Below are 21325 nucleotides of genomic sequence, written 5' to 3' on the forward strand. Positions count from 1 at the left end.
ACCACGGGCCAGCCACACGATCCCCCGGCCCACCGGCGCCAGCACCGCCGCGTACAGCCACCGGGCGGGCACCACGACCAGGTGGTGGACCAGCCACGCCAGCGCCGTTCCGGCCGCCCGCCCGAGCGGCGCCAGCACATGGCGCCACAGCGCCACCCAGGGCCACACGCACACCGCCATGCCCAGCCAGACCAGCGCCGCGCCCACACCACGGGCCAGCCACACGATCCCCCGGCCCACCGGCGCCAGCACCGCCGCGTACAGCCACCGGGCGGGCACCACGACCAGGTGGTGGACCAGCCACACCACCGGGAGGACGACGAGGTACCGCCACACCCAGGCGACCGGGACCACGACGAGGTACCGCCACACCCAGGCGACCGGGACCACGACGAGGTACCGCCACACCCAGGCGACCGGCGCCACGACCACGTACCGCCACACCCATACCGCCGGGACCGCGACCAGGTACCGCCACAGCCAGGCCAGCCCGCGCCCCAGGGGGCGCAGCACCGTGCGGTCCACGGCCCTGGCGCAGACGACCAGCGCGTCCCACACGATCCGCACCGGCACCACGAGCACCAGCACCACCACCCGCACGGGCAGTCGGACCACCGCGGTCAGACAGCCCTCGCCCGGCTCCTCGCGCGCCGGCACCCGCCGTTCCCCGTCCCTGGGCTCCATCCGGCCCTCCCCCTTGCCGTTTCGTATGTGCCTCGGCCCGGCCACCGCGCGCTGCGGGGCCGGGCCGAAATGGCGTACGGATGCTGGTTACTTGACGACCGTCAGCGGCAGCATCTTCTTGCCCGTGGGGCCGATCTGGATCTCGGTGTCCATCTGCGGGCAGACGCCGCAGTCGAAGCACGGGGTCCAGCGGCAGTCCTCGACCTCAGTCTCGTCGAGGGAATCCTGCCAGTCCTCCCAGAGCCAGTCCTTGTCGAGGCCGGAGTCGAGGTGGTCCCAGGGCAGGACCTCCTCGTAGGTGCGCTCGCGCGTGGTGTACCAGGCGACGTCCACGCCGAAGGCGGGCAACGTCTCCTCGGCGGCCTTCATCCAGCGGTCGTAACTGAAGTGCTCGCGCCAGCCGTCGAAGCGGCCGCCGCCCTCGTAGACGGCCCGGATGACCGAGCCGATGCGGCGGTCGCCGCGGGAGAGCAGGCCCTCGACGATGCCGGGCTTGCCGTCGTGGTAGCGGAAGCCGATGGAGCGGCCGTACTTCTTGTCGCCGCGGATCTTGTCGCGGAGCTTCTCCAGGCGGGCGTCGGTCTCCTCGGCGGAGAGCTGCGGGGCCCACTGGAAGGGGGTGTGCGGCTTGGGGACGAAGCCGCCGATGGAGACCGTGCAGCGGATGTCGTTCTGCCCGGAGACCTTGCGGCCCTCGGCGATGACCTTGACCGCCATGTCACCGATCTGGAGGACGTCCTCGTCGGTCTCGGTCGGCAGACCGCACATGAAGTACAGCTTCACCTGCCGCCAGCCGTTGCCGTAGGCCGTGGAGACGGTCCGGATCAGGTCCTCTTCGGAGACCATCTTGTTGATGACCTTGCGGATCCGCTCCGAGCCGCCCTCGGGCGCGAAGGTCAGGCCCGAGCGGCGGCCGTTGCGGGTCAGCTCGTTGGCAAGATCGATGTTGAACGCGTCGACACGGGTCGACGGCAGCGACAGGCCGATCTTGTCTTCCTCGTACCGGTCGGCGAGGCCCTTTGCGATGTCGCCGATCTCGGTGTGGTCCGCGGAGGACAGCGACAGCAGGCCGACCTCCTCGAATCCCGTGGCCTTCAGACCCTTGTCCACCATCTCGCCGATGCCGGTGATGCTTCGCTCCCGTACGGGACGCGTGATCATGCCGGCCTGGCAGAAGCGGCAGCCGCGGGTGCAGCCACGGAAGATCTCGACCGACATCCGCTCATGGACGGTCTCGGCCAGGGGGACGAGGGGCTGCTTGGGGTAGGGCCACTCGTCGAGGTCCATGACGGTGTGCTTGGACACCCGCCACGGGACGCCGGAGCGGTTGGGTACGACGCGGGAGATGCGGCCGTCGGCCAGGTACTCGACGTCGTAGAACTTGGGGACGTAGACGCTGCCGGTCTTCGCGAGACGGAAGAGCAGCTCGTCGCGGCCGCCGGGGCGGCCCTCGTTCTTCCAGGCGCGGATGATCTCGGTGATCTCCAGCACCGCCTGCTCGCCGTCGCCGACGACCGCGCAGTCCAGGAAGTCCGCGATCGGCTCCGGGTTGAAGGCGGCGTGGCCGCCCGCGAGGATCAGCGGGTGGTCCTCGGTGCGGTCCTTGGCCTCCAGCGGGATGCCGGAGAGGTCCAGGGCGGTGAGCAGGTTGGTGTAGCCCAACTCGGTGGAGAAGGAGACGCCGAGGACGTCGAAGGCGCTCACCGGGCGGTGGGCGTCGACGGTGAACTGCGGGACGTTGTGCTCGCGCATCAGCGCCTCGAGGTCCGGCCACACGCTGTACGTGCGCTCGGCGAGGACGCCCTCCTGCTCGTTGAGGACCTCGTAGAGGATCATGACGCCCTGGTTGGGCAGCCCGACCTCGTACGCGTCGGGGTACATGAGCGCCCAGCGCACGTCGCACTCCGACCAGGGCTTGACGGTGGAATTCAGCTCACCGCCGACGTACTGGATGGGCTTCTGCACATGCGGGAGCAGGGCCTCGAGCTGTGGGAAGACCGATTCGGCAGACATCTCGACGAACTTTCGTGAGCTGACAAGGGCGATTCTCAAGCGTAACCCGGCCGAGGGCACCCCCCGGACGGCCTGCGCCCTACCAGCCGGACGGCGGCGCCGCCTTCGCCCACACTCCGGGCAGTTCGCGCTCCCGCTCCGCCGCCAGGGCCTCCTCGCGCCCGTAGAGCAGGCCGAAGGTGAAACCGCCCTCGCCGGCCCGCTGGGCCTGGGTCGCCAGTTCGCGCAGGGCGCCGCGGGCGACCACGCTGTCCTGGTGGTCGCCGAGCAGCTGCTGCACCCGCTTGGTTCGCTTGGTGAACTTTTGTGCGGGCTTGCCGAGCACGGGGCGGGCCGCCTCCGTCGCGTACCGCAACCGCTTGGCCGCCTTGCGCGCGGCGTGCAGCGCCTCGTCCCGGCCGGGCCCGGCCGGTGCCTGAAGCGCGGCCTCGACCCGGTCGGCCAGCCGCGCGTAGTCCTTCCGTACGGCCTTCACCAGCACCTCCGGCGCCGGCCGGGTGGCGGCCGGACGCAGCGGCGGATCGGCCAGCAGGGCCTCCAGGCTCCGCAGCAGCTCCAGATAGCGCTCGCCGTCCAGGACGGCGAGCACCTCCCGCCGCGAGCCCAGACGACGCCGCTGCGACCAGATGCGCAGCCGGGCGGACACCGGGCCGAGCCGCAGCGTCCGGGGCAGCCGCGCCAGCGCGCCGCTCAGCCGTGCGGTGAGCACCTCACGGTCCCGGTCCACCCCCAACTCCGCGGCCAGCCACTGGAGTTCGAGGCCGAGGGGCCGGGTGGCGGCCCGGTCGAGGACCTGGGTGTACGAGCGGAAGGTGCTGCGCAGGCGGCGGGTGGCGACCCGCATCTGGTGCACGGAGTCGGGCAGGTCGCGGCGTACGGCCGGGTCGAGCGCGATGAGCGCCCGCACCTGTTCGCGGGCGTACCGCAGGACGACGTCACCGGCGGTGTGCGCCTTCTTGCCGGACCGCCTGCCGGGCTTGCCGGGCTTGCCCGAGCGCTTGTCGCGCTTGCCGTGCTCGTCGCGCGTGCCGTCCACGCCGGGCTCGCGGGGCGCGCTCCCCGCGGCCGTCTCGTCCGTCTCGGCCAGCGCCCGCGCCAGCTTCGACGCCGCCGCGGCCGGCCGCACGCCGGCCGCGGCCAGCACCCCGCCGACCTCGTCCAGGAACGCGGCACCGCCCCCGCTCTCCCCCGTCAGCTCCACCTCGATCTCGTGCCAGGCGGCCTCGGCGCCGGTCCGGTCGGCCCGGGTCGCCCGCACCGCGTCGACCGCGAGCTCGGCGAGCACCGTGCCGTCGGCGTCCTGGAGCAGCCGCACCGTGCGCCGCGTCCGCAGCCGGACGACGGGCGCCAGCTCGCGGCCGAGCGTCCGCGACCGTACGAGCGCCGTCAGCTCCGGCGGCGGGGCGTCGGAGAGCGGCGTCCGCACCTCGTCCCGGACCCCGAGCGCAACCGGCAGCTTCAGATGCCAGCCCGCATCCTCACCGCCGGTACGCCGGCGCAGCGTGATACCGGCCGCGGCCAGCCTCTGCTCGGCGGTGTCGTAGTACGTGGCGTCCAGGTCCACCACGCCCCGCTCGACCACGGCCGCGACCCGCTCCACCGCGGTCAGGTCGGGCAGCTCCGTCTGGTCGGTGGCCTCGTACTTCCGCTCGATCTCCCGCACGGTGTCCGCCATGCATCGAATCTAGTCATCCGGCCCAGGGGCGACCACCCTGCCGACGGCGCCTCCGGGGGCACCGGAGGCACTGGCGCGCACAACCGGCGGTGACTTACGGTGTGTTACCGGACGTCCACGCCGGGTGGCGCCAGGCGTTCGCTCGGCCCTCCGGGGAGGGAGACACTCGTGCAGCCCCCCACCGTCCCGGCCGTCGTCTCGACACCCGGCCGCATCCCACCCGGCGGCCGCCCCCATCTGCTGACCATGCCCAGCAGCCCCGTCGCCCCCAGGCTCGCCCGCGACTTCGTGCGCCCCGTACTGCGCCGTACCCGGCTGCACCCCCTGCTGGAGACCGCGGCGCTGCTCACCTCCGAAGCGGTCACCCGCTCCCATCTGTGCACCCCCGGGACGGCCGACATCCTGCTGCGGGTGCTGACCGCGCCGCACGGTCTGCACATCAGCGTCCATGACGCGGCCGCCGGGCCCGTACGGGTCCCCGCGGCACCCCGGGCGGACGAGGACGCCGACCTCGGGCTGCTGCTGCTCACCCGGCTCGCCGATCACTGGGGCACGACCCCGTTCGCGGGGCCGCCGCGGTCCGGGTCGCTGTGGTTCGAGCTGTACGCCGAGGGGGCCGGGGCAGGCGCGCCGGCCCCCTCGGCGCCGCGCCGCTAGGACGGGCCCCGGGCGTCCAGTCGTTGCAGGATCGCCAGGAGTTCCTCCGGCGGCTCGATCGCGAGCGTGCGGCTCTCCTCGTCGACCGCGGTCAGCGAGGTCAGGGTGCCGCCGCGCCACCAGTACAGCCACGGGGAGACGGAGTCATCGGAAGTGTCTTCGTAGGCGCCGAGGCCGAATTCCGCGAGGGCGTTGGCGGCGGTGACCGCATGGTGGTCGGTGATCGGGTGCGCGAGGTTGGTCCGTCCGGCCGCCCGCAGGGCGTCCAGGCGAACCGGCCACGTCACTGTCGGTGAGCAGGCGGATGGCGTCGGGCAGGTCGAAGGCGAGGGCCTCGACCAGCCCTCAGCCGGCCGACACCGGGCGCTGCACCCGGATCGACTGCAGCAGCCCTATGGCGATCCATACGGCGAACATCGACGTGCCGCCGTAGGAGACGAAGGGCAGCGGGAGGCCGGTGACGGGCATGATGCCGAGGGTCATGCCGATGTTCTCGAAGGCCTGGAAGGAGAACCAGGCGATGATCCCGGCGGCGACGATGGTGCCGTACAGCTCGGAGGTTTCGCGGGCGATCCGGCAGGCGCGCCACAGGACGACACCCAGCAGGAAGATGATCATGCCCGCGCCGAGGAAGCCGAGTTCCTCGCCGGCAACGGTGAAGATGAAGTCCGTCTGCTGCTCGGGGACGAACTGGCCGGTGGTCTGGCTGCCGTGGAAGAGGCCGGAGCCGGTCAGTCCGCCGCCGCCGATGGCGATCCGTGCCTGGTTGGTGTTGTAGCCGACGCCGGCCGGGTCGAGGCTGGGGTTGGCGAAGGCGGCGAAGCGGGCGATCTGGTAGTCGTCGAGCAGGCCGAGCTGCCAGATGGCGAGGCAGCCGACGACGCCGGTGCCGAGCAGGCCGAGGATCCAGCGGTTGGAGGCTCCGGAGGAGAGCAGGACGCCGAGGATGATGGCGCCCAGGACCATGACCGAGCCGAGGTCGGGCATCAGGAGGATGACGCCGACGGGGATCGCCGCCAGGCCGAGGGCCTGGACGACGGTGCGGTGGTCGGGGTGCGGGCGGTCGCCGGCGTCGACCCGGGCCGCGAGGATCACCGCCATGCCGAGCGTGATGGTGATCTTCGCGAACTCGGCCGGCTGGAGGGAGAAGCCGCCGGGGATCGCCAGCCAGGAGCGCGAGCCGTTGATGGTGGCGCCGAGCGGCGTCAGGACGAGCAGCGCGAGGATGACCGACATGCCGTAGAGGACGGGGATGGCGCCGCGCAGGGTGCGGTGGCCGAGCCAGATGGTGGCTGCGGCCAGCGCCAGGCCGATACCGGTGTTGAGGAGGTGGTGCAGGAGGAAGAAGTACTCGTCGCCGTGGTTGAGCTCGGTGCGGTTACGGGTGGCCGAGAAGACCAGCACCGCACCCATCATGGACAGCGCCACACAGGCCAGCAGCAGCACCCAGTCGAGCTTGCGCACCAGCGAGTCGCGCGCGGTGAGCTTGCCCCAGGTGCCGAGTTCGGGGCTGTAGCGGCGGATGGAGAACGTCCGGGACGTATGGCTGGTCGTCACTGAGGCTCCCCCGATGCGGACGACGACGGCTTCGGCGGGACGTACGGCTTGATGGCCTGGGCCTCGATCGTGCCGTCGTCCTCGATCGTGGGCAGCTTGGCCTCCGGCTTCGGGAGCAACGCGGCCTTCGGGTCGATGGCGCCCTCGTCGCTGACGCCGTAGAGGGCGTTGTAGATCTTGCGTACGGCCGGACCCGAGGCGCCGGAGCCCGTACCGCCCTGGGAGATCGTCATCACGATCGTGTAGTCCTTGGTGTACGTGGCGAACCAGGACGTCGTCTGCTTGCCGTAGACCTCGGCGGTACCGGTCTTGGCGTGCATCGGGATCTTGTCCTGCGGCCAGCCGCCGAACCGCCAGGCGGCGGTGCCGCGGGTGGCGACGCCGGCGAGGGCGCTGTCGATCTGCCGGAGCGTCTTGCGGCTGTCGGGCAGCTTGCCGTGCGACACGGGCTCGATCTCGCGTACGTGCTTGCCGTCGGGGCTGACGACGGCCTTGCCGACGGTCGGGTTGTAGAGGGTGCCGCCGTTGGAGAGGGCACCGTAGATGGTGGCCATCTGGATCGGGGTGACGAGGGTGTCGCCCTGGCCGATGGAGTAGTTGACCGAGTCACCGGCGCGCATCTTCATGCCGGATTCGCAGTTCTCCTTGGCGATCTTGGAGACATAGTCGTCGGCGTTCTTGCCCTGCGCGCACCAGCCGTCCTTGTTGGCCTTCCAGTAGTCCTTCTTCCACTGGCGGTCCGGGATCCGGCCCCTGACCTCGTTGGGGAGGTCGATGCCGGTCTCCTTGCCGAGGCCGAACTGGTGGGCCGTCCGGTAGAACCAGTCCGCGGGGTCGCTCTTGGGCCGGTTGCCGCCGTCCTTCTGCCACTGCTGGTAGGCCAGCCCGTAGAAGACGGTGTCGCAGGAGACCTCCAGCGCGCGGCCCAGGCTGATCGGCCCGAAGTTCTCCGACTCGAAGTTCTTGAAGGTCTGGCCGCCGATGTTCATGGCGCTGGTGCAGGGGTAGTGGCCGTCGAACGGGTAGCCGGCGTTGACCGCGGCCGTGGTGGAGATGACCTTGAAGATGGAGCCGGGGGCGGCCTGGCCCTGGATGGCGCGGTTGAGCAGCGGGTAGTTGGACTTCTTGCCCGTCAGATGGGCGTAGTCCTTGCCGGAGATGCCGCCGACCCAGGCGTTGGGGTCGTAGGCGGGGCTGGAGGCCATCGCCACCACCCGGCCGGTCTTGGCCTCCATGACGACCGCGGCGCCCGAGTCCGCCTTGTAGTTGGTGCCGGTGTTCTTGTCGACCTCTTTGCGGGCGTCCTTCATCGCCTGGTCCAGCTCTTTTTCGGTGACGGCCTGGACGCGGGCGTCGATGCTGGTGATGACGTTGGCGCCGGGGATCTGCGGGTCGCTCTTGGCCTTGCCGATGACCCGGCCGAGGTTGTCGACCTCGTAGCGGGTGACGCCGGCCTTGCCGCGCAGATCGCTGTCGTACGTCCGCTCCAGCCCGGAGCGGCCGATCTGGTCGGAGCGCAGCAGCGGCGAGCGGCTGTTCTTGGCCTTGTTGATCTCGGCATCGGTGACCGGCGAGAGATAGCCGAGGACCTGGGCGGTGTTGGCGTTGCCAGGGGCGGCGTAGCGGCGTACCGCGGTGGGCTCGGCGCTGATGCCGGGGAAGTCCTCGCTGCGCTCGCGGATCTGGAGGGCCTGCTGGGTGGTGGCCTCGTCCGTGATCGGGATCGGCTGGTACGGGGAGCCGTTCCAGCAGGGCTGCGGGGTCTTGGCGTCGCAGAGCCGGACCTTGTTGCGGATCTCGCGCTCGGACATCCCCAGCACCTTGGAGAGCCGGCCGAGCACGGCCTTGCCGTCGTCCTTCATCTTCAGCAGGTCGGTGCGGCTGGCGGAGACGACCAGCCGGGTCTGGTTGTCGGCCAGCGGCACACCGCGCGCGTCGAGGATGGCGCCACGGGTGGCGGGCTCGACGACCTGCTGGACGTGGTTGGACTTGGCCTCGTTGGCGTACTCCTGGCCGTTGCGGATCTGGAGGTACCAGAGCCGGCCGCCGAGGGTGAGCAGCAGCGAGAAGACCAGGATCTGGATCGCGATGAGACGGACCGTGACCCGGGAGGTCCGGCCGGTCTCAGGGATGTTACTCATGGCGCGCAGCGCCTCCTTGAGGGGTGGTGGCCGGGCGACGGGAGGGCTTGCTCACAGCGCCCCCACTGTCTGTCCGATGGTCGCCCGCGCCCCTGCGGTACGTGCGCCGCTCACGGCCGCTTGACCCCCTTGAGGCGGTCCGCCTTGCCGCGGGAGGGCATGCTGAGCAGCCCGCCGCGCTGGCCGCCGATCCGGCCGGCCTTCTTCAGGCCGCCACGGCTGGACTTGAAGCCCGTGCCGGTGCTCAGCCAGCCGTAGGCGGGGTCGCGGCTGCCCGCCGAACCGCCCTTGCCGCCCGAACCGTCGGCGGCCAGCGGATCGTTCTCCGTTCTGCGCGCGACGGCCATCACCAGCGGGACGATGAACGGGGCGAGCAGCAGGTCGTAGAGGGTGGCGCTGAGCAGCAGCCCCACGAGGCCGACGTGCCGGGCCGCGGTGTCGCCGACCAGCGCGCCGACGCCCGCGTACATCAGCGTCGAGCCGATGGCGGCGCCGATGACGACCATCAGGGGGACGGTCGCCGAGCGGTGCTGGCCGGAGTCGGGCTTGGTCAGGCCCGCGGCATAGCCGATGACGCAGAGCACCAGCGCGTACCGGCCGATGGCGTGGTCGGAGGGCGGCGCGAGATCGGCGAGCAGCCCGGCGCCGAAGCCGACCAGGCAGCCGCCGACGTGACCGTAGACCAGTGCGAGGGCGAGGACGACCAGCAGCAGCAGGTCCGGTACCGCGCCGGGCAGTTGGAGGCGGGCCAGGACTCCGACCTGGACGACCAGGGCGACGACCACCAGCGGGGTCGCGAGCAGGATCCGGTTGATGCGCATCGGTCAGCTCCTGGAGGGGTCGTCGTCGCTCGCGGTGGGGGTGGCCGTGACGGTGACCGTCGGCGCCGGCTTCGGCTTGGCCGGTTTGGCCGGCAGGACGGTGTCGCGCGGGTCCTGGCGGGGCGGCTGGACGACCACGCCGACGACGTCGAGCTGGGAGAAGGCGACGTAGGGGCGGACCTGGAGGGTGCGGGTCAGATCGCCGTTGGACGGCTCGACCTTGACGATCTGGCCGACCGGAACGCCGGGCACGAACGGCTTGTCGGCGCTGGAGCCGAAGGTGACCAGGCGGTCGCCCTTCTTGACCGCGGCCTTGCCGTTGAGCAGCTGGACGCGCAGCGAGCGGCCGCCCTGACCGTTGGCGAAGCCGATCTCGTTGGTCTTCTCCATCCGGGTGCCGACGGTGAAGTCGGGGTCGTTGGCCAGCAGCACGGTGGCGGTGTCGGCGCCGACGGTGGTGACCCGGCCGACCAGACCGTCTCCGTTGAGGACCGTCATGTCGCGGGCGATGCCGTCGCGGCTGCCGGCGTCGATGGTGACGGTCCAGGAGAAGCCCTGAGCGGCGCCGATGGCGATGACCTGGGCGCCCTTGATGCCGTACTGGCCGGTGCCGGCGGTCTTGAGAATCTTGTCGAGCTGGGTGGCGCGGCTGCGGTTGCGGTCGGAGGAGCCGAGCTTGGCCTTGAGGGCGGCGTTCTCCTGCTCCAGGCGGGCGATGCGGTTGTGCCGTTCCCCGGAGTCCCGTACGGCGCCGACGGCGTTGCCGACCGGGCTGACGACGTGTGCGACGCCGTTCTCGACCGGTCCGAAGACGGAGGCGGCGGCTTGCCGGGCACCATCGAGCGGGGACTGTTCACCGCCGCGGATATCGACCGTGATCAGCGCGAACGCGATCGCGACCAGCAGCACCAGCAGCAGCCGGCTCTCTCGTGTGTCCCTCACGTGCGGCGGCCGTGTCCTTCCTCGTAGGACCGGCCGGCTGCGGGCCCGCGCCGGTCTCGTTCGGGAGTTGAGCGTTGTGCCTTTATGAGCGGTGCCAGCCGATGAAGCGTCAGCGCACCGTGCCTGTGGAGATGCAGCGCCCGTACGGAGTCATCGGCCGTACGGACGTGTTGCACCTGTCGTGCCTGTATATCAACGATTCAGCGGATGAATCGGGTACTGCGGGTGTGGCGCCGGCCCCGCGGCGCCCCGTACGGCGCGCCGCGGACGGGGCCGGGCCCCAGGACGTCCTACCTGCGCGGCTGGGAGTCGAGGACCTGCTGCAGCGCCTCGAACTCCTCGACGCACTTGCCGGAACCGAGCGCGACGGAGTCGAGCGGGTCCTCGGCGATGTGGATGGGCATGCCGGTCTCGCGGCGCAGCCGCTCGTCGAGGCCGCGGAGCAGGGCGCCGCCTCCGGTGAGCACGATGCCGCGGTCCATGACGTCTCCGGACAGCTCCGGCGGGCACTTGTCGAGGGTCGTCTTGACCGCGTCGACGATGGAGTTGACCGGCTCCTCGATGGCCTTGCGGACCTCTGCGGCCGAGATGACCACGGTCTTGGGCAGGCCGGAGACCAGGTCGCGGCCGCGGATCTCGGTGTGTTCGTCCTGCTCGAGGTCGTAGGCCGAACCGATGGTGATCTTGATGCTCTCGGCGGTGCGCTCGCCCAGCAGAAGGCTGTACTCCTTCTTGATGTGCTGGATGATCGCGTTGTCGAGCTCGTCGCCGGCCACCCGGATGGACTGGGCCGTGACGATCCCGCCGAGCGAGATGACCGCGACCTCGGTCGTACCGCCGCCGATGTCCACGACCATGTTGCCGGTGGCCTCGTGGACCGGCAGGCCGGAGCCGATCGCCGCGGCCATCGGCTCCTCGATGATGTGGACCTGGCGCGCGCCGGCCTGGGTCGAGGCCTCGATGACGGCGCGGCGCTCAACTCCGGTGATCCCGGAGGGAACGCACACGACCACCCTCGGGCGGGCCAGATAGCGCCGCTTGTGGATCTTCAGGATGAAGTAGCGGAGCATCCGCTCGGTGATCTCGAAGTCGGCGATCACGCCGTCCTTGAGGGGGCGTACGGCGACGATGTTGCCGGGCGTGCGCCCGATCATCTTCTTCGCCTCGGCGCCCACTGCGAGGATGCCGCCGGTGTTGGTGTTGATGGCCACGACCGACGGCTCGTTGAGGACGATGCCGCGGCCCCTGACGTACACCAGCGTGTTGGCGGTCCCGAGGTCGACAGCCATGTCACGGCCGATGAACGACATGTTGTTCCCCATGAGGATACGTCTGGCCTTCCCAACTGGAGCGAATGCTTACTTGAGGTCGGCAGGAGGTGATGCGCTGAATAACGCGGAAGCTCCATCGTAGTCTCGTCGTGCCACCCACTCGAACACGGTGGAGCCTTGCGCGCCATTGTCAGCCGTACACGCACCCGCCCCCCTTAATGGTGACGTCGTGTCGCGGGGATGCGTTCCCCCGATCGAGTCGCATATGCCAAGGGGCGACCGATGATTCCATCGGTCGCCCCTGGTCACAAGGGTTATGGGCCTGACGTTGTGTCAGGAAATCCCGGGGAAGAAAATCTTGATCTCGCGCTCCGCGGACTCTTCGGAATCCGAGGCGTGGATCAGATTCTCTCGGGTGATCGTGCCAAAGTCCCCACGAATGGACCCACTCGGTGCGGCAATCGGGTCAGTCGGCCCGGCCAGCGCGCGCACGCCCTCGATGACCCGCTCCCCCTCGACGACGAGCGAGACCACCGGTCCGGAGGACATGAACCCCACCAGCGGCTCGTAGAACGGCTTGCCCACGTGCTCGGCGTAGTGCTGCTCGAGGAGCTCACGGTCCAGGGTGCGCAGCTCCAGCGCGGCGATCGTCCAGCCGGCCTTCTTCTCGATCCGGCCGATGATCTCGCCGACCAGACCACGTCGGACGGCGTCGGGCTTGAGAAGAACGAGCGTGCGCTGGCTCACGAAGGGGCTCCCTGTATACGTACAAACGGTCAGCGGGTGCACCGAGGCTACATGGCGTGTCCGACGGACAACGCCTGCCCCCGCCTTCCTCCTCACCCACTACGGCTCAGCCGGCCGCAGGCGTCTCCGCCCAGCGGGCCTTCGCCTCGTCGATCTTGCGTCCGAAGTGCACCGAGGCCCACCACAGCGCCGCGAACAGCACGCCCAGGAAGAACATCGTCGGAATGACGAAGCCGCTGGCGATCAGGGCGATCTGCAGCGCCCAGCCGAGCTGGACCCCGCCGGGACGGGTCAGCATTCCGCACAGCAGGACGCTCAGCAGCATCGCGATTCCGCTGACCATCCAGACCGTTGCCGTCGGCAGATCGCTGAGCTGCATGGCCACCAGCCCGGCGAAACCGATCACAAAGAATTCACCGATCAGCGTGCTCGCACACAGGGTCCGCATCGTCAGCTCCTCCCCAGCAGCAGTCGGGCCTCGCCGACCGTGATCACGGAGCCGGTCACCAGCACACCCGCACCGGAGAACTCGCCCTCTTCCTCGGCGAGGGTGATGGCCGCCTCCAGCGCGTCGTCGAGACGCGGCTCGACGACGACCCGCTCGGCGCCGAACACCTCGACGGCGACCGCCGCCAGGTCATCGGGGTCCATCGCGCGATGGCTGGAGTTACGGGTCACCACGACCTCGGCGAAGATCGGCTCGAACGCCTCCAGGAAGCCCCGTACGTCCTTGTCCGCGCTGGCGCCGACGACGCCCACCAAACGGCTGAAACCGAACGCCTCGGTGACCCCCTCGGCCGCCGCCAGCGCGCCCGCGGGGTTGTGCGCCGCATCCAGGACGACGGTCGGGCTGCGCCGTACGACCTCCATCCGGCCCGGCGAGGTGACCGCGGCGAACGCGGAGCGGACGGTGTCGATGTCGAGCGTCCGGGCGTGGTCCGAGCCGACGCCGAAGAACGCCTCCACCGCGGCGAGCGCCACCGCGGCGTTGTGCGCCTGGTGGGCGCCGTACAGCGGCAGGAAGATCTCCGGGTACTCGCCGCCCAGCCCGCGCAGCGTCAGCATCTGGCCGCCGACCGCGACCTCCCGGGAGAGCACGCCGAACTCCATGCCCTCACGGGCGACCGTGGCATCGACCTCGACCGCGCGCTTGAGCATCACCGACGCCGCGTCCACCGGCTGCTGGGCCAGCACGACCGTGGCGTCCTTCTTGATGATCCCGGACTTCTCACCGGCGATCTGCTCGGGCGTCTCGCCCAGCCGGTCGGTGTGGTCCAGCGAGATCGGGGTGATCACGGCGACATCGCCGTCGATGACGTTCGTCGCGTCCCAGGTGCCGCCCATGCCGACCTCGACGACCGCGACGTCCACCGGGGCGTCCGCGAAGGCGGCGAACGCCATCGCCGTCAGCACCTCGAAGAACGACAGGCGGTACTCCTGCTGGGAGTCGGTCATCTCCACGTACGGCGCGATGTCGCGGTAGGTCTCGATGAACCGCTCGGCCTCGATCGGGGCCCCGTCCAGGCTGATCCGCTCGGTGACCGACTGGACGTGCGGGCTGGTGTAGCGGCCGGTACGCAGCTCGAACGCGCCCAGCAGAGCCTCGATCATGCGGGCCGTGCTGGTCTTGCCGTTGGTGCCGGTGATGTGGATGGCGGGATAGGCGCGCTGCGGCGAGCCCAGAATGTCCAGCAGCGCCACGATCCGCTGGACCGACGGGTCGAGCTTCGTCTCGCCCCAGCGGCCGGCCAGCTCGTCCTCGACGGCGCGCAGCGCGCGGTCGACCTCGGGGTCGGCGGGCCGGGCGGGAACGCCGTCGCCTTGCGGCGGCCCGGCCTGCGCGCGCAGCGTCCGGCTGCCGGCCTCGATCACCGCCAGGTCGGGGTCGCGGTTCGTCTCGGCCTCGACCAGCTCCTCGAAGCCGTCGGCCGGGTCGGGGGTGGTCGGGTCGGGGTCGTCGTTTCGGGGGCGCTCGCTCACGAAGACAAGTCTACGAGGCACCTCCGACAGCGCTCGCGCCGCGCCGCCCCCGCCGCATTCGCCCAGGGCAGCCCCCCTTCCCCTAGGAGAGCGCAGCCTTCATCATGGCGCGGGCCACCGGCGCGGCGAGCCCGTTGCCGGAGACCTCGTTGCGCGCCGCATGCCCGTCCTCGACCATCACGGCGACCGCCACCTGCTGCCCCGCGTCGTTCTTCGCGTACGAGACAAACCACGCATAAGGCGTACCGCTGTTGTCGACACCGTGCTGGGCGGTACCGGTCTTGCCGCCGACGGTCAGTCCGTCGATCTTCGCGCCGGATCCGGTGCCTTTGTCCACGACCGTCCGCATCGCCGACCGCAGCTGCTCCGCCGTGTGTGCGGACATCGCCCTGCCGCCGCCGTACGTCTTCGGGCCGTACTGCTGGACGGTGTTGCCGCCGCCGTCGGTCAGCTTGTCGACCAGCCGCGGGGTCTTCAGCTCGCCCCCGTTGGCGATGGCCGAGGAGACCATCGCCATCTGCAGGGGCGTCGCCTGATCGTTGAACTGGCCGATCCCCGACAGCGCGGTCCCCGCCGCGTCCATGTCCCTGGGGTAGACGCTCTTGGCGGCCCGCACCGGGACGTCCACCTTCCCGTCGTTGAAGCCGAACTTCTCGGCCTGCGCCGCGACCTTGTCCTGGCCCAGATCGGCGGCGATCTTCGCGAAGACGGTGTTGCAGGAGTACTGGAGCGCGGTGCGCAGGGTGGCGTTCTTGCAGGGGGCGGAGGCGTTCTCGTTGGTGAGCTCGGTGCGGGTGTGGGGCAGGGTGTACGGGTCGGGGCTGTCGGTGGGCTCGTCCACCGAGGAGTACAGGCCGTTCTCCAGGGCGGCCGCGGCCACCACCAGCTTGAAGGTCGAGCCGGGCGGCAAAGCCTGGCGCAGCGCGCGGTTCACATTGGGCTCGTCGCCGTCCTCGGACATCGCCTTCCAGGCCTTCTGATCCGCGCTGCCGGAGCCGGCGAACTTCCCCGGGTCGTACGAGGGCGTGCTGACCATGCCCAGGATCCGCCCCGTCGCCGGGTCCAGGGCGACGGCCGCGCCCTTCTTGTCCCCCAGCGCCCGGGACCCCGCCTTCTGCACCTTGGAGTCGATGGTGGTGGCCACATCGCCGCCCTTGGCCCGCGTGTGCAGCACCGCGTCGGCGGGGTTCTGCAGCCGGCTGTCGGATCCGTCCAGGAGGTCGCCGTACAGGCTCTCCAGCTGGTTGCTGCCGAAGATCTGCGAGGTGAAACCGGTCACCGGCGCGTACAGCGGGCCGTCCTTGTAGGTCCGCTTGTACTTCAGCGTGGCGGAGGTGGCGGCCGATCCGGTCACCGGCTCCCCGTCGACGAGGATGTTGCCGAGCGGCGCCGCGTACTTGCCGATCGCCACCCGGGGATTGTGCGGATCGTCCATGTAGTCGCTGGCCCGTGCGCCCTGGATCCAGGTGACCCAGCCCATCAGCGCGAGTATCAGGGCGAGGCAGAAGACCGAGGCCCGGCGCAGGGGCTTGTTCATGGGGCGCGGCTCCTCGTTACGGGACGTGCGGTGCGGTGCGGTGCGGTACGGCCGGAGCGAACTCCGGCATTCCGGTCCACGGTGCCTCGCGTTCATGAGAGGGCCATGAGAGCGCCATGAAAGCGCCGCGAGCGCGGCCCTCACCCGCCGAACCCGCCGGTCCGCGGCCGGTACCGGCCGGTCCGGGACAACTGTCCGCGGCGTTTCTCCCTCTTCCACGGCGGGACGGGTGCGCACCTCGCGCGCCACCTTGCACACCGACCGGAAGGCAGGAGCTGAAGACGGGTGCCGGCAATCAGTCAGCGGATGCATTTGGTGCTGCTCACCGCCTGGACCGTCCTGTGGTTCCTCGTCGTCGAACCGCACGGCGGCTTCTCCTGGCACTATCTGCGCACCGGCGGCGCGCTCCTTTACCAAGGCACCTCGGGCGACGGCACCGGCGGGCTCAACCTCTACGCCCACCACCCCGAGCTCCAGATGGGCCCGCTCAGCTTTCTGACCGCCGGCCTGTTCAACCCGTTCCCGGAGGCCCTCGGCCAGTTCCTCGCCGCGGCCCTGATGTCGCTGCTCGGCCTGGTCATCGTCGTCCTCGCGGGCCGCAGCGCGGCCCACCACTTCCTGGGCACCGGCACCAACCACCAGCGGCTGCGGCAGCGCGTCCTGATCGCCGGGCTGGCCTTCATCCCCATGTGGATCGAGGTCGCGGTCCGCTTCGGGCACCTCGACGACGTCCTCGCCCTGTTCTTCACCACCCTCGCGGTACGGTCGGTGACCCGCGGCAACGCCGCCCTGACCGGCGCCTTCCTGGCCCTCGCGATGGATTCCAAACCCACCGCCCTGGCCTTCCTCCCCCTGCTCCTCGCGCTGCCGAGGGAGAAGTGGCTGCGGGCGGGCCTGTGGTGCGCGGGCCTGGTCGCCGTCGCCTGGCTGCCCTTCTTCGTCGGCGATCCCCAGTCCTTCGCCGCCGCGAAGTTCGCCATCCCCAACCATCCGGCGTCCGCGCTGCGCTGGCTGGGCGTCGGCGACCCGGAGACCCCCTCCTGGGACCGCCCCGCCCAGGCCGCCCTCGGCCTCGCGCTCGGCGCACTGGCCGTCTGGCGCGGCCGCTGGGCGGCCGTCGTCCTGCTCGGCGCCAATGCCCGGATAGTCCTGGACCCCAGCGTCTACACGTACTACACCGCGTCCGTGCTGCTCGGCACCCTGCTCTGGGACGTCATCGGCCAGCGCCGCCTGGTCCCCTGGTGGAGCTGGCTGGCGCTGCTCATCCTCTACGGCAGCGTCTTCGCGGTCCCCGACGACTCCGCCCGCGGTCTGATCCGGCTGGCCTTCGTGGCCGTGTCGACGGGGTACGTCCTGCTCTGGCCGGTACGCGAACGGGGCGGCCGGGGGCGGGGACGCCGCAGGCCCCCCGCCCGTACGGACGAGGGGCCTGCGCGGACGACCGGTGCTACGCCTTGGGCAGAGCCGCCAGCTGCGCCGTGATCCGGACGATGTCCGCCTCCGCGGTCTCCAGGCGGCCGCGGATCTTGTCCACGACCTTCTCCGGCGCCTTGGCGAGGAAGGCCTCGTTGCCGAGCTTGCCGTTGGCCTGCGCCTTCTCCTTCTCCGCCGCCGCGAGGTCCTTCGTCAGCCGCTTGCGCTCGGCTTCGATGTCGATCGCACCGGACAGGTCAAGGGCGACCGTGGCCCCCGCGACCGGCAGCGACGCGGTGGCGCTGAAGTCGTCACCGGCCGGCTGGAGCCGCAGCAGCGAACGCATCGCGGCTTCGTGCGCCGCCAGCGCCGTCCCTGAGAGTTCCACCCGGGCGGGGACCTTCTGGCCGGGCTGCAGTCCCTGGTCGGAACGGAACCGGCGGACCTCGGTCACCACCTGCTGGACGAGCCCGATCTCCTTCTCCGCCGCCGCGTCCCGGAAGCCGGAGTCGGCCGGCCACTCGGCGATCACCAGCGACTCGCCGCCGGTCAGCGTCGTCCACAGCGTCTCGGTGACGAACGGGACGATCGGGTGCAGCAGCCGCAGCGTGACGTCCAGGACCTCACCCAGCACCCGGCGCGAGGCATCGGCGGCCGGTCCGCCCGCCATGAACGTCGTCTTCGACAGCTCGACGTACCAGTCGAAGACCTCGTCCCACGCGAAGTGGAAGAGGGTGTCCGACAGCTTCGCGAACTGGTAGTCGTCGTAGTAGGCATCCACCTCGGCGACGACGGAGTTCAGCCGCGAGAGGATCCACCGGTCGGTCGCCGACAGCTGCTCGGCGGGCGGCAGTTCACCCTCCACCGTCGCGCCGTTCATCAGCGCGAACCGCGTGGCGTTCCAGATCTTGTTGGCGAAGTTACGGGACCCCTGGACCCAGTCCTCGCCGATCGGGACGTCGACACCGGGGTTGGCGCCGCGGGCGAGGGTGAAGCGGACGGCGTCCGAACCGTACGCGTCCATCCAGTCCAGCGGATTGACGGCGTTGCCGAACGACTTGGACATCTTCTTGCCGAACTGGTCACGGACCATGCCGTGCAGCGCGATGGTGTGGAACGGCGGGGTGCCGTCCATCGCGTACAGCCCGAACATCATCATCCGCGCGACCCAGAAGAACAGGATGTCGTAGCCGGTGACCAGGACGGAGTTCGGGTAGAACTTCTCGACGCTCGGGGTCCGCTCGGGCCAGCCCAGCGTGGAGAAGGGCCACAGGCCCGACGAGAACCAGGTGTCGAGGACGTCGGTGTCCTGGTGCCAGCCCTCGCCGGTGGGCGCCTCGTCATCGGGGCCGACGCAGACGACCTCGCCGTTCGGCCCGTACCAGACCGGAATCCGGTGACCCCACCACAGCTGCCGCGAAATGCACCAGTCGTGAAGGTTGTCCACCCAGCCGAAGTACCGCGACTCCATCTCCTTCGGATGAATCGCGACCTTGCCGTCCCGCACCGCGTCCCCCGCGGCCTTCGCCAGCGGGCCGACCTTGACCCACCACTGCATCGACAGCCGCGGCTCGATGGTGGTCTTGCAGCGCGAGCAGTGGCCGACGGAGTGGGTGTACGGACGCTTCTCGGAAACGATCCGGCCCTCGGCGCGCAGCGCGCCGACGATCGCGGAGCGGGCCTCGAAGCGGTCCAGCCCTTGGAACGGGCCGTGCGCCGTGATGACGCCGCGCTCGTCGAGGACGGCGAGGTTGGCGAGGCCGTGCCGCCGCCCGATCTCGAAGTCGTTGGGGTCGTGGGCCGGGGTGACCTTGACGGCACCCGTACCGAACTCCGGGTCGACGTGCTCGTCCGCGACAACCGGGATCCGGCGGCCGGTCAGCGGCAGCTCGATCTCGGTGCCGACGAGATGGGCGTACCGCTCGTCCTCCGGGTGAACGGCGACGGCGGTGTCACCGAGCATCGTCTCGGCACGGGTCGTGGCGACGACGATGGACGCGTCCCCCTCCCCGTACCGGATGGAGACCAGCTCGCCGTCGTCGTCCTGATACTCCACCTCGATGTCCGAGATGGCGGTCAGACAGCGCGGGCACCAGTTGATGATGCGCTCGGCGCGGTAGATCAGCTCGTCGTCGTAGAGCCGCTTGAAGATGGTCTGGACGGCCTTGGACAGCCCCTCGTCCATGGTGAAGCGCTCACGCGACCAGGCAACGCCATCGCCCAGCCGCCGCATCTGGCCGGAGATCTGCCCGCCGGACTCGGCCTTCCACTGCCAGACCCGCTCGACGAACGCCTCACGCCCGAGGTCGTGCCGCGAGACGCCCTCCTTGGCGAGCTCCCGCTCGACGACGTTCTGCGTGGCGATACCGGCGTGGTCCATGCCCGGCTGCCACAGCGTCTCGTACCCCTGCATCCGCTTGCGGCGGGTCAGCGCGTCGATCAGCGTGTGCTCGAAGGCGTGCCCCAGGTGCAGGGAGCCCGTGACGTTCGGCGGCGGGATGACGACGGTGTACGGCGGCTTCTCGCTCTTCTCGTCCGCCTCGAAGTAGCCCCGTTCTACCCAGCGCTCGTACAGCGGCCCCTCTACATCGGCCGGCGTGTACTGAGTCGGCAGTTCGGGGGCGCTGTGGTTGCTCTGCTGAGTGTTCTCGGTCACGACGGACAGTGTACGGGCGGGTATGTAGCAGCTTCGAATCGGTTTCGCCCCCGGGGCACCGACCGTCGGCGGCGTCGTACAGGATGTGTGCAGCGCATAAAAATCAGATGCGGGCAGCACGCCACGGTCGGCTGCCAACAGTTGTTACGAGGGGAACCGCTCCATGAGCTACAACCAGCCGCCTCCCGGTCCGTACGGCCAGCAGCCGCAGCAGCCCGGCCCGTACGGCCAGCCGCAGCAGCCGCCGGTCCCGCAGCCCGGTTACGGCTACCCGCAGCAGGGCGGCCAGGTGCCCCCGCAGCAGCCCGGCTACGGCTACCCCCAGCAGGGCCAGGCCCCGCAGCCCGGCTACGGCTACCCCCAGCAGGCCCAGCAGCCCGGCCCGTACGGCCAGCAGCAGACCCCGTACGGCGCGATCCCCCAGGGCCCGCCGGAGAGCGGTGGCAGCGGCAAGAAGATCGGCCTGATCATCGGCGCGGTGGCCGTGGTGGCGGCGATCGGTGTGGGGGCTTACTTCGTGTTCGGGTCGAGCGGCGGCGGGGATGTGAAGCCGTACGAGATCGCGCTGCCGAACTCGCTGCTGAACGGGGAGTTCAACCGGCCGGGTGGCTACCCCAGCAATCCCACCGACGTCTCCGGCAACAAGGAGGCCAAGGCCATGGGGATGACTCAGGGCAAGGCCGTGGCGAGCCAGTACACGAACACCGCCAAGGCGACGCTGTCCGTGAACGGCTTCTACGGAAAGGTCGCCGACCCGGAAGGTGCCGTTGACCAGCTCTTCGCCAAGAACGAAGAGAACATGAAGACGAAGATGGGCACCTCCACCGACGGCTCCAAGTTCGAAACCGTCGACGATCCGGAGTCGTTCTCGCCGGACGGCTTCGACGGCGCCACGCTGAAGTGCGCGAAGTACAAGGTCTCGGGCAAGGAGAAGGGCGTGGAAATGTCCTTCGAGCTCACCAACTGCGTCTGGGGCGACAGCAGCGCGATCGGCTCGGTCACCTTCATCCCCGGAATCGGGCCCACGGGTGTCACCGAGAAGGCCGCCGAAGGCGATGCCGCGGCCGAGAAGACCGCCAAGATCCGCCAGGAAGTCCGCAAGGAGAAGAAGTAGCACTCCCCTAGCAGCTGACTGACCGCGCAGGGCCCTCGGCGGACTTCCCGCCGAGGGCCCTTGGCGTGCTCCGTCCCCTGAACGACGATTTCGGCGGAACATTGGCCAGAACCTCAC

At 70.4% G+C, this 21325-nt stretch carries 16 protein-coding genes and 1 pseudogene; 3 read left to right on the plus strand and 14 right to left on the minus strand.

Annotated elements, in window-relative coordinates:
- From ACIGWZ_RS06395 to ACIGWZ_RS06405, 3 genes and pseudogenes are all read right to left on the minus strand, one after another.
- Positions 1-684: pseudogene (locus ACIGWZ_RS06395) on the minus strand (hypothetical protein); the annotation flags it as partial.
- Between the two features lie 87 nt (positions 685-771).
- A complete protein-coding gene (locus ACIGWZ_RS06400) occupies positions 772-2697 on the minus strand; it encodes a TIGR03960 family B12-binding radical SAM protein (RefSeq protein WP_400061413.1) in 1926 nt (641 codons plus the stop codon).
- A gap of 79 nt (positions 2698-2776) precedes the next feature.
- On the minus strand, positions 2777-4372 hold the full coding sequence (locus ACIGWZ_RS06405) for a CHAD domain-containing protein (RefSeq protein ID WP_400061415.1): 1596 nt from the start codon (positions 4370-4372) through the stop codon (positions 2777-2779).
- A 168-nt stretch (positions 4373-4540) separates the two neighbouring features.
- Here ACIGWZ_RS06405 and ACIGWZ_RS06410 point away from each other — a divergent pair, with 168 nt between their 5' ends.
- The gene (locus tag ACIGWZ_RS06410; RefSeq protein ID WP_400061416.1) at positions 4541-5029 is read left to right on the plus strand and encodes an ATP-binding protein; all 489 of its coding nucleotides are present in this window, start codon (positions 4541-4543) and stop codon (positions 5027-5029) included.
- On the opposite strand, the gene ACIGWZ_RS06415 is transcribed toward ACIGWZ_RS06410, so the two are convergent.
- From ACIGWZ_RS06415 to ACIGWZ_RS06460, 10 genes are all read right to left on the minus strand, one after another.
- Positions 5026-5316: a hypothetical protein gene (locus ACIGWZ_RS06415; protein WP_400061418.1), complete on the minus strand. Its 291-nt coding sequence runs from the start codon at positions 5314-5316 to the stop codon at positions 5026-5028. The two genes, ACIGWZ_RS06410 and ACIGWZ_RS06415, sit on opposite strands and share 4 nt — an antisense overlap.
- A gap of 58 nt (positions 5317-5374) precedes the next feature.
- Positions 5375-6586 (minus strand): rod shape-determining protein RodA, encoded by a 1212-nt coding sequence (rodA, locus tag ACIGWZ_RS06420; protein WP_400061420.1) that lies wholly within the window; start codon positions 6584-6586, stop codon positions 5375-5377.
- A complete protein-coding gene (gene mrdA, locus ACIGWZ_RS06425; RefSeq protein ID WP_400061422.1) occupies positions 6583-8727 on the minus strand; it encodes a penicillin-binding protein 2 in 2145 nt (714 codons plus the stop codon). The genes rodA and mrdA overlap by 4 nt, the downstream gene beginning before the upstream one ends.
- A gap of 110 nt (positions 8728-8837) precedes the next feature.
- Complete coding sequence (gene mreD, locus ACIGWZ_RS06430; RefSeq protein WP_400061424.1) at positions 8838-9548, minus strand: rod shape-determining protein MreD; 711 nt, start codon at positions 9546-9548, stop codon at positions 8838-8840.
- A gap of 3 nt (positions 9549-9551) precedes the next feature.
- Positions 9552-10490: a rod shape-determining protein MreC gene (mreC, locus tag ACIGWZ_RS06435; RefSeq protein ID WP_400061426.1), complete on the minus strand. Its 939-nt coding sequence runs from the start codon at positions 10488-10490 to the stop codon at positions 9552-9554.
- A 290-nt stretch (positions 10491-10780) separates the two neighbouring features.
- A complete protein-coding gene (locus tag ACIGWZ_RS06440) occupies positions 10781-11800 on the minus strand; it encodes a rod shape-determining protein (protein WP_003985182.1) in 1020 nt (339 codons plus the stop codon).
- 294 nt (positions 11801-12094) lie between these two features.
- Positions 12095-12508, minus strand: coding sequence for a nucleoside-diphosphate kinase (ndk, locus tag ACIGWZ_RS06445; protein WP_400061428.1), 414 nt, complete (start codon positions 12506-12508; stop codon positions 12095-12097).
- Positions 12509-12614: 106 nt separating this feature from the next.
- Positions 12615-12956: a DUF4233 domain-containing protein gene (locus tag ACIGWZ_RS06450; RefSeq protein WP_400061430.1), complete on the minus strand. Its 342-nt coding sequence runs from the start codon at positions 12954-12956 to the stop codon at positions 12615-12617.
- 2 nt (positions 12957-12958) lie between these two features.
- Entirely contained in the window at positions 12959-14488 is a 1530-nt protein-coding gene (locus ACIGWZ_RS06455) for a bifunctional folylpolyglutamate synthase/dihydrofolate synthase (protein WP_400061432.1), read from the minus strand.
- 82 nt (positions 14489-14570) lie between these two features.
- Positions 14571-16025 carry a peptidoglycan D,D-transpeptidase FtsI family protein gene (locus ACIGWZ_RS06460; RefSeq protein WP_400061434.1) on the minus strand — a complete coding sequence of 485 codons (1455 nt, stop codon included), beginning with the start codon at positions 16023-16025 and terminating at the stop codon, positions 14571-14573.
- Between the two features lie 306 nt (positions 16026-16331).
- Here ACIGWZ_RS06460 and ACIGWZ_RS06465 point away from each other — a divergent pair, with 306 nt between their 5' ends.
- A complete protein-coding gene (locus tag ACIGWZ_RS06465) occupies positions 16332-17507 on the plus strand; it encodes a hypothetical protein (protein WP_400062015.1) in 1176 nt (391 codons plus the stop codon).
- On the opposite strand, the gene ACIGWZ_RS06470 is transcribed toward ACIGWZ_RS06465, so the two are convergent.
- Positions 17473-20094: a valine--tRNA ligase gene (locus ACIGWZ_RS06470; protein ID WP_400061435.1), complete on the minus strand. Its 2622-nt coding sequence runs from the start codon at positions 20092-20094 to the stop codon at positions 17473-17475. The genes ACIGWZ_RS06465 and ACIGWZ_RS06470 overlap by 35 nt on opposite strands.
- Positions 20095-20257: 163 nt before the next feature.
- On the opposite strand from ACIGWZ_RS06470, the gene ACIGWZ_RS06475 reads away from it, so the two are divergent.
- Positions 20258-21208 carry a hypothetical protein gene (locus tag ACIGWZ_RS06475; protein ID WP_400061437.1) on the plus strand — a complete coding sequence of 317 codons (951 nt, stop codon included), beginning with the start codon at positions 20258-20260 and terminating at the stop codon, positions 21206-21208.
- Positions 21209-21325: the final 117 nt, after the last annotated feature.

The organism is Streptomyces sp. NPDC053427 (assembly GCF_044544985.1).
Taxonomy (GTDB): domain Bacteria; phylum Actinomycetota; class Actinomycetes; order Streptomycetales; family Streptomycetaceae; genus Streptomyces.